The organism is Dyadobacter sp. (assembly GCF_051859145.1).
In the GTDB taxonomy this organism is placed as follows: domain Bacteria; phylum Bacteroidota; class Bacteroidia; order Cytophagales; family Spirosomataceae; genus Dyadobacter.
Genome location: NZ_JBHYGF010000158.1, coordinates 1 through 8,784, shown reverse-complemented (window position 1 = coordinate 8,784; position 8,784 = coordinate 1). Strand labels below are relative to the sequence as shown.

The 8,784-nt window shown below is 46.3% G+C and carries 8 protein-coding genes; 6 read left to right on the top strand and 2 right to left on the bottom strand.

Annotated features, from left to right (window positions below; translation table 11 throughout):
* Both ACTIE6_RS10765 and mdh read right to left on the bottom strand, forming a co-directional pair.
* On the bottom strand, positions 1 to 2,494 hold a 2,494-nt coding region (locus ACTIE6_RS10765; RefSeq protein ID WP_439556636.1), incomplete at its 3' end, for a TonB-dependent receptor.
* Between the two features lie 93 nt (positions 2,495 to 2,587).
* Positions 2,588 to 3,514, bottom strand: coding sequence for a malate dehydrogenase (gene mdh, locus ACTIE6_RS10760; protein WP_031528641.1), 927 nt, complete (start codon positions 3,512 to 3,514; stop codon positions 2,588 to 2,590).
* A gap of 208 nt (positions 3,515 to 3,722) precedes the next feature.
* Here mdh and ACTIE6_RS10755 point away from each other — a divergent pair, with 208 nt between their 5' ends.
* The 6 genes from ACTIE6_RS10755 to ACTIE6_RS10730 form a co-directional block, all read left to right on the top strand.
* Positions 3,723 to 4,139, top strand: a complete 417-nt coding sequence (locus ACTIE6_RS10755) for a YkvA family protein (RefSeq protein WP_439556635.1) — start codon at positions 3,723 to 3,725, stop codon at positions 4,137 to 4,139.
* A gap of 69 nt (positions 4,140 to 4,208) precedes the next feature.
* Positions 4,209 to 4,409, top strand: a complete 201-nt coding sequence (locus ACTIE6_RS10750; RefSeq protein ID WP_031528639.1) for a Sec-independent protein translocase subunit TatA/TatB — start codon at positions 4,209 to 4,211, stop codon at positions 4,407 to 4,409.
* 51 nt (positions 4,410 to 4,460) lie between these two features.
* A complete protein-coding gene (gene gatA / locus ACTIE6_RS10745) occupies positions 4,461 to 5,966 on the top strand; it encodes an Asp-tRNA(Asn)/Glu-tRNA(Gln) amidotransferase subunit GatA (protein ID WP_439556634.1) in 1,506 nt (501 codons plus the stop codon).
* A gap of 276 nt (positions 5,967 to 6,242) precedes the next feature.
* Positions 6,243 to 7,802 (top strand): LysM peptidoglycan-binding domain-containing protein, encoded by a 1,560-nt coding sequence (locus ACTIE6_RS10740; protein ID WP_439556633.1) that lies wholly within the window; start codon positions 6,243 to 6,245, stop codon positions 7,800 to 7,802.
* A gap of 33 nt (positions 7,803 to 7,835) precedes the next feature.
* Positions 7,836 to 8,426, top strand: a complete 591-nt coding sequence (gene ruvA, locus ACTIE6_RS10735; RefSeq protein ID WP_056280315.1) for a Holliday junction branch migration protein RuvA — start codon at positions 7,836 to 7,838, stop codon at positions 8,424 to 8,426.
* 99 nt (positions 8,427 to 8,525) lie between these two features.
* On the top strand, positions 8,526 to 8,784 hold a 259-nt coding region (locus tag ACTIE6_RS10730; protein ID WP_439556632.1), incomplete at its 3' end, for a hypothetical protein.

The following is an 8,784-nucleotide window of genomic DNA, read 5'->3' as shown; positions in this document are numbered from 1 at the left end:
GGTAAGTCACTTCTCCAAAGCGCACACCGCGTAACATGATCCCGAGCTTGCCAACATTATAGTTGACAGTCAGGCTCTGCTTGTTCTTTGGACTTGCAATTTCAAACCTGCTCTGATCTTCCCGGTTGAAATAGGTATTGACCTGTTTGGTCTGGACCAGAATTTCGGATGCGTGGATAATGGGTTTTCCGTCCGCGCCCTTTTTTACTTCATTTTGAATGAAAGTACCTGCTAGTACCGCTCTCAAAGATTGATTACCTGCAAACTTGGAAGAATAGGAGAGTACCCCTTCAATTCCTTTTGATCGGGTATTTACTGCATTGGAGAAGAAATTGGCAGTAGTTGCATTTGCTGCTGCGAGTTGTGCCTTCAAGTCGGCGTTACCTCCGTCGTTGAAGTTATTGGTAAGCACAATGCGATTGTCAATGTCGATCTGGTAGGCGTCCACCGTTAGCTCCAAAGCATTTGCCAGCTGAATGGTGGTTCCTACCGTAAAGCTTTGCGAGGTTTCCTGTTTCAGCTTCGGGATACCGAGGATAGCTGCCGGGCGGCTGTCATTTGTAAACGTCCCGCTTTCCTGCGCTACCTGCTGACCGTTCTGTGTGACGAAGAGCGTGTTTGTTTTGGCATAATAACGCTGCTGCAAAGAAGGCGCCCGGAAACCTGTACTTGCAGAGGCACGCAATGCGATTCCATCAGTGATTTTGTAGCGCGTAGCGACTTTGTAGTTTAATGTATTTCCAAAATCAGAATAGTGCTCGAAGCGCAGCGCGGCACTAAGTACCCAGTTTTTCGTTAAATCCTGTTCAAGGTCTACGTAGCCGGCGACACTATTTCGGGAATGGGATCCTGCATTCTGAGGAAAGAACCCGGAAAACACCTGTGCGCCAGCAGCTACTCCGGCAGCTACGTCATAGTTTTTATAAGAAGCTTCTTCTCCCGCGGTTATCGTGTATTTGTCGGTCCGCTGCTCGGCGCCTACTGCCACATTCAATCCGGTCAAAACATCAAATTTTCTATTCAGATCCAGGTTAATTGTATTTTGTGAAAACCCATTTCCTCCCGCATTAAACTGCTGCTGGATTGCCGTAGCGGTATTGACCTGCGTGTAGTTGACAGAATTGGAAATGGTATAGTCGAAATCATTCTTGCCGAATGTATTGCTCAGATCAAACCTCCATTCACCCAACTTCCCCCGAAAACCGGCCGCCGCCGAAATGTCTGTTACGTTGCTGTTGATTTCTGGTAAAAAACCTTTCGGATAAAGTGCAAGAACACCAGTTCTGGCTGCTGCGGGAATGGAGTTGGGATACCGGTAAAACCCTGCTGCATTTCCTTTCTTGTTGTTATAACCTCCGAATGCATAAAAATCTATATTCTGTGAGAGGGGAATATCTGCATTCAAAACCACGCCGCCGCCCTGCACTTTGGAGTTTCCGATCCGCATATCGAAATCGTCCCGGGTCAATCCCTTCTCGGTTAGCAGTTGCGCATCGACAATAGCGCCGTCAACTGCGGGGAAGATCTGGCCGGTGTAAGTGCCCGCACGATTTGTCGCCCCGCGATTGACATACTCTCCTGTCAAATTCAAAAATCCCTTTTCGCCGATCTTCAATCCATAGTTTAGCCCAACCTGTGCAGTACCTCCGTCCGAAATTTTCACTGATTCGTCTCTCCCATAATTCACCACATAGTTTTTATCATACTTTGTCATATTCTGTCCATACGAAACATTTCCGCTCAATCCTGTTTTTGATTTTAGTATAATATTGATAACACCTGCAATCGCATCAGACCCATATTGAGCAGCCGCTCCGTCGCGGAGAATTTCGATTTTATCCACGGCAGTAGCAGGAATTGCATTCAGGTCAGTGCCGACCGTGCCGCGGTTGACGGTACCATTTACATTCACCAGCGAAGACTGGTGCCTGCGTTTTCCATTGACCAAAACCAAAACCTGATCAGGTCCCAATCCGCGAAGCTGGGCCGGATCAATGTGGTCGGAACCGTCGGAGATCGTCTGCCGGGAAGATTGGAAGGAAGGCGCGACATAGGTCAGGATCTGGTTGATATCCACCTGGCCTACGTTGTTGGTAATCTGAGACACGGGGATAATGTCCACCGGCACGGGCGAATCAATGCGGGAGCGGCCGCCGCTGCGGGAACCTGTGACTACGATTTCACTCAGTACCTCCGAAGACTCTGCAAGTGTAATGTTGATTACAGAAGGCACATTGCCCTGCAAAGTAGCGGGTACTGTTTTAGTTGTGTACCCGACAAATGAAACCACCAGATTGTAGGTTCCGGGTCCGGCGGTAAGCGTGAACTTACCTTCTGCATCGGTTACAGTTCCCTGATTGGTACCCTGCATTAAAACCGACACACCTGGGAGCGCTGTGCCGCTTTTTTTATCGGTAACCTTTCCGTTAATGGATTGCGAGAATGCACATAATGCATTCATAAACATGAACATTGCTAATAGTGCTGTTTTCATAAAAGTGTGTTAAAGGATCAAAAAGATAAACTCTTAAAAACAAAAAAGCCGGCTTGGAGATCCAGCCGGCTTGCTTATTACAATTTAAGAATTTTAGAGACTTAGCGCTCCATTCATAGAACGAACGGCTTCGGCTGACTTTTCAAACGCAGCTTTTTCAGCATCACTCAGGCGAAGGTTGATAATTTTTTCCCAACCATTTCTACCTAAAACAACGGGCACGCCCATACAGATATCTTTCTGACCGTACTCGCCGTTGAGATACACGCTGCAGGGTACAATGCGTTTCTGGTTACGCACGATACTTTCAACCAGCAACATGGTGGCGGCGCCTGGTGCATACCAGGCCGAAGTACCAATCAGTTTGGTAAGTGTTGCGCCTCCCACCATCGTGTCAGCCGCTACTTTTTCAAGCTGCTCGGAAGACAGGAACCGGCTCACCGGGATACCGTTGTAGGTAGCCAGCCGGGTCAAAGGAATCATCGTAGTATCCCCGTGACCGCCGATTACCATTCCGTGGATATCAAGCGGGGAAACGTCCATTGCCAGCGCGAGGTAAGTTTTGAAACGCGCGCTGTCCAATGCACCGCCCATACCGATCAGGCGCTTTTTCGGAATACCCGACTCTTTAAGAGCCAGGTAAGTCATCGTGTCCATTGGATTGGAAACTACGATGATGATTGCCTTAGGCGAATATTTGAGAATATTTTCAGTAACTCCTTTTACAATTCCGGCATTGATTCCGATCAGTTCTTCGCGGGTCATGCCGGGTTTGCGTGGCAGGCCGGAAGTGATTACCACTACATCAGATCCCTTTGTTTTTTCATAATCATTCGTAGAGCCGACCGGTTTTGTATTAAAGCCGAGCAATGCGGCAGTTTGATAGATATCAAGCGATTTACCCTCACTCACGCCCTCTTTGATGTCGAGTAGAACGACCTCCTCTGCCAGCTCACGACGAATAATATTATCGGCAGTAGTTGCACCAACGGCGCCCGCGCCTACAACAGTGATCTTCATAGGGAAATATGGTTTATTGAATAGAAATTAATGCTTTTTGAATTTTTCCTAAAAGTAGGATACATAATTTGTTAATACCAAGGGGAATGTGATTTTTTGGCTGAAAAGTAACCAGAGTGATCTAAAATGCAATTTTTTACGTATTTAGATAGTTATATTGGCATTCAGAACCACTTTTTCCTGCCAATATATAATGAATAACAGCTCGATGATCACACGGATATTAAAGTCTATTTTTTTTAAGAAAGCAACAGGCAAGGCGGGGCGGTATGCCCGGAATTCAGGTAAGCTTTTCGAATTGGCAAAAGATGTAATGAGCAAGCTGCAGCACGTGGGTATGCGCGAGAACCTGGCTGAGTTTGCTGTCAGTGTTCAGTTGCTGATCCGGATGGTGCGGGCTTACGCGTCGGGCGAGTACAAGAGCCTGCCCTGGAAAAGCTTGCTTTCCATCGTTGCAGTACTGATCTATTTTGTGTCACCAATAGACCTGATACCTGATTTTCTGCCCTTCGTAGGTATCACGGACGACGTCGCTTTGGTGGTCTGGCTGGTGAAAACTTTGGGTGATGATGTGAAGAAATTTAGTGAGTGGGAAAAGCGGAGAAAAACAATTAACATAGGATAAAACAGAACCTTTTAGTAGTTTCTGTAGAAAAGAATTTTTATTTTTGTAAACAATATAAAAGAAACAGATATGGAATCAGCAACCGTTTTGGCATTTATGGGATTGGGGGGACAGGAGATATTTTTTGTTGCCTTGTTCGTTTTACTCTTCTTCGGTGCGAAGAAAATTCCTGAGTTGATGCGCGGTTTGGGGCAAGGTATCAATGAATTCAAAAACGCTACTAAAGACGTTAAGGAAAATATTGAAAAAAGCATGGAAGACCCCAAGTAACGCTTCCATCTTTATCTAAGGTATATTCAGAGCCTTTAAGCTAATCCCTTAATGGCTCTGATTATTTATTTACAACCCCACAATTCATTTACATTGAAAGAGTATCTGACGCTAGCCGAAATTCAGGAAGATTTGCGTACAGGAGGTCTGACCTGCGTCAAGCTAGTTGAGCATTACTTACATAATATAGCGTCCAACTCCCACCTCAATGCTTTTGTTGAAGTATATGCCGACAAAGCAAGGGAACAAGCCGCCACCGTTGATCGCAAGATTGCAGACGGTACTGCTGGCAGGCTTGCAGGAATGGTGATCGGACTGAAAGACGTACTTTCCTACAAAGGCCACGCATTACAGGCGGCCAGCCAGATTCTAGATTCTTATATCGCGCCATTCACAGCTACTGCGGTTCAACGGTTGTTGGATGAAGACGCGATCATCATTGGCCGGCAGAACTGCGATGAATTTGCAATGGGATCTTCCAACGAGAATTCGTCTTTCGGGCCGGTGCTGAATGCGGCGGATAATACCAAAGTACCAGGCGGCTCTTCGGGCGGCTCGGCGGTGGCAGTTCAGGCAGGTTTGTGCCACGCTTCGCTGGGTAGCGATACCGGCGGATCGGTGCGGCAGCCCGCTGCATTCTGCGGCGTTGTGGGTGTCAAGCCTTCTTACGGAAGGATTTCCAGGTACGGACTGATCGCTTACGCATCTTCTTTCGATTGCATTGGTCCTATTACCAAAAGCGTCTCAGACGCTGCATTGCTGCTGGAAATTATGGCTGGTGCGGACGATTTTGACAGCACCGTTTCAACGCAGATAGTGCCTCAATATTCCAGTCAGCTTGCATTCACGGAAAAAGCACGGATTGGTTATCTCCGTGATTCCGTTGAAAACGAGGCTATTTCTGCTGATATTCGCCGGAATACAATGGAGCTGCTGGATCGCCTCCGGGCCGAAGGTCACGAGGTAGTGCCCGTGGAAATGAAGTTGCTTGATTCGCTGTTGCCCACTTATTATATCCTGACAACCGCTGAGGCAAGTTCCAACCTGTCGCGTTTTGATGGTGTGAGATATGGTTACAGAAGTCCGGAGTCTGTTGACCTGGAATCAATGTACAAAAAGACCAGAACGGAAGCATTTGGAGCGGAGGTTCGCAGGCGGATTTTGCTGGGTACTTTTGTTTTGAGCGCAAATTACTACGACGCATACTATACCAAAGCGCAACGCGTTAGAAGATTGGTGCGGGAGGAAACGAACCGGTTTTTTGACCAGTTTGACTTTCTGATTTCACCCGTTACACCTACTACCGCTTTTACAATTGGTGAAAAAACCGAAGATCCATTACAAATGTATCTGGCGGATATTTTTACTGTGCAGGCCAATGTGGTTGGAAATCCGGCGATCGCAGTTCCAAATGGAACAGACAACGAAGGAATGCCGATTGGAATTCAGATAATGGCTCCTTATTTTGGTGAGGAAAAAATGCTGGCATTCGCCGACTACCTGACCAGGTTCACTCAAAAGGTTGCCGAAACCTATCATACAGATCAGGAGGTCTAAATTTTTTTGACCTTGCTTTTTAAGCAGCATCTGTATTTTACCCAATGTTAAAAGGAAATTATCGTGCCAGAATAGAAGGCGGTTATCCAAAAGTTATTCTGACAAAGGTTTTTTGTGTATAAAAAGTAAATGTATTAGAGATTATTGCGATTCATCAGGACGATTTCCCGGAAGAGGGAGTTTTGAAAACAGGATTTTCTATCTGTAAGTAGTTTAAAAACAGGTATCAGCCATCGAAAACCGTGAATTGATTAACCTTCAAAAAACATTTTATTAATGAGGCTTTCTAAAAAAGTATTGTGGCTCGGAGCCATGTGTGCAGGGTTCTGGAATGCATCCGCCAACGCGGCGATTCCACAGGAGAAGTTAACATTCGAGCAAGATACGCTTAAAACCGAAGCTCAGGAGGAAGCAAGCCTGCTTCCATACCTACCCGAAGTTGAAGAAATAGGACCTAATCCCGCCGTTCCCCAGGATCTTCTGAAAGAGCGGTTTGCAAAACTTGAAAAGTCCATTCCGCTTACCTACCACAAATCCTCTCACGAGTTCGTAGAATATTTCATTTATAAGAAGGCGGATTTCACCCGGACGATGATGGCGCGGATGCCCCTGTTTTTCCCGATGTTTGAAAAAGCATTGCAAAAGCATGGTCTGCCTACCGAATTGAAATACCTTTCCATGATCGAGTCGGGACTTAATCCTACGATCATTTCCCACGCCCGCGCGGGCGGACTTTGGCAGTTTATGCCTGCAACCGGCCGTGAGTTTGGTTTGTATCAGGACAAATACATCGATGAGCGCTTTGAGCCGGTAAAAGCCACAGAAGCTGCTTGTCTTTATCTTAAACAGCTTTACAGAATTTTTGGCGACTGGGAGCTCGCATTAGCTTCGTATAACACGGGTCCGGGCAATGTAAAGCGTGCTATGCGCCGGTCAAGAGGTACTACTTTCTGGACGATCTATAATGTACTTCCGAGAGAAACACGCTCCTATGTGCCGCAGTATGTCGCGATGAACTATATGATGAATTATGGTTACGATCACGGCATTTTCCCTCAGACTACGGAGTTCCAGATCCCGCACGATACCGTGCACATCAACGGTTACATTGATCTGGCTGCTTTTTGTGAGCAGAGCAGTATCAATATGGAGGATCTGAAAAAGTTGAACCCGCAGATTACCAAAACCTCACTTCCTGCACAAACGCGCGATTTCGTACTGAAAGTACCCAGCCCGCAGTACACTTACTTTGTCAGCAACCGTGACTCGATCATGAATTATTGCACGGGCAAGGTGTTGAATGGCGTGCTTGTTGCCAAAGCAGATAGTACCAGAACCGACTCACTGAGTGTCAATAAAGCGTTCCCTTATGCATTGGCCAGTCAGACTTCCGAGACGGACGAAGATGAGGACACAGGCGAAGAGCAGGTATTGGTTGAAAGAAACCGCACCAAAAAGACCAGTCACACAGTACGCCGCGGAGAAACGTTATCTACTATTTCGAAAAGGTACCACGTGAGTGTTGCCGAGCTGAGAAAGTGGAACCGCATTCGCAGGTCTGCTATCGCCAGAGGACAGCGGCTGGTGATTTACAAAACTGTAAAAGAAACGGCGCCAGCTCCGGTGAGAGTAGCAGCCGCAGCTCCAAAAGTTGACGAGCAGAAAGCATATAACCAGGCAAGGCATACCAGAAAGCGCTACCATACAGTTCAGAAAGGTGATACTTTGTGGATCATTTCACAACGCTACGGACTAGAAATAGGACAGCTGAAAAAGCGTAACAAAATACGCGGTAACTCTATCAAGCCTGGACAAAAACTGATCATTTCTGCCTAATATTCAACAGTCCACAATGCACATACTATTTATATGATTGCCTACGTTAACGGAACAGTAGCGTACAAAGACCCGGCATATGCGATTATCGATGTGAACGGATTGGGCTACGAAGTTCGCATTTCCTTACAAACATATACCTCACTTCCCGAACCGGGCGAACGTTGCAAACTTGTGACGTTTTTGAGTATAAGGGAAGATGCACATGTGTTATATGGTTTCTGGGGAAGTGATGAAAAAAAGTTATTCCTGGATCTGATTACCATTTCAGGAATAGGTCCGTCGACGGCTCTTGTCATGCTTTCCTCTCTGTCTTCATCCGAAATAAGACAGGGAATAATCGATGAAGATCTTCGACTGATCCAGTCCATCAAAGGGATTGGATCAAAAACTGCTCAACGCGTTATTCTGGAATTAAGAGATAAAATACGCAAGGAAGAGCTGGTATCAACAGGTCAGAAATCGTCAGACACATCTTCCGGAACTTTGCGAAATGAAGCCCTCGCTGCGCTGATTACCCTCGGGATACCGAAGGCAACAGCGGAGAAAAGCCTGGACGCCATTATCAAAAGGGAAGGGTCTGAAATCACAGTAGAAAACTTGATAAAACTAGCGCTTCGTTAAACTGAACCGCAATGCATTTTTGTAAAAACCTTTACGCAGATAAAATCGTCTTGATGGATTTGATTGTAATTACAACCTTCTCTAAATAAGTCTATTACTTTGTCATCAACGATTTACTCTTTTCTATTTAAAGTCTTAAGTATATCAGCCGGAGCGGCTTTGCTGGCCAATATCTCGGTTGATGCGGATGAGCCATATTCACAATATCCACAGGAGTGGGTTGTGGAAGATACCATTCCCGATACGAACAGAAGAACAGTCGACAGGTCCGGCAACCAGCTGATCACACGCTGGAAGGATTACTATTCCAACCGGATCGCCGAGCCGCGTCCCCGCTCTCCTTTTTACCTTCGTGACC

Coding starts and splice junctions, on each gene's coding strand:
- ACTIE6_RS10750 (WP_031528639.1), top strand. CDS start 4,209: ATGGAATCAGCAACCGTTTTGGCATTTATGGGATTGGGGGGACAGGAG.
- ACTIE6_RS10755 (WP_439556635.1), top strand. CDS start 3,723: ATGATCACACGGATATTAAAGTCTATTTTTTTTAAGAAAGCAACAGGC.
- ACTIE6_RS10740 (WP_439556633.1), top strand. CDS start 6,243: ATGAGGCTTTCTAAAAAAGTATTGTGGCTCGGAGCCATGTGTGCAGGG.
- mdh (WP_031528641.1), bottom strand. CDS start 3,514: ATGAAGATCACTGTTGTAGGCGCGGGCGCCGTTGGTGCAACTACTGCC.
- ruvA (WP_056280315.1), top strand. CDS start 7,836: ATGATTGCCTACGTTAACGGAACAGTAGCGTACAAAGACCCGGCATAT.
- gatA (WP_439556634.1), top strand. CDS start 4,461: ATGGCTCTGATTATTTATTTACAACCCCACAATTCATTTACATTGAAA.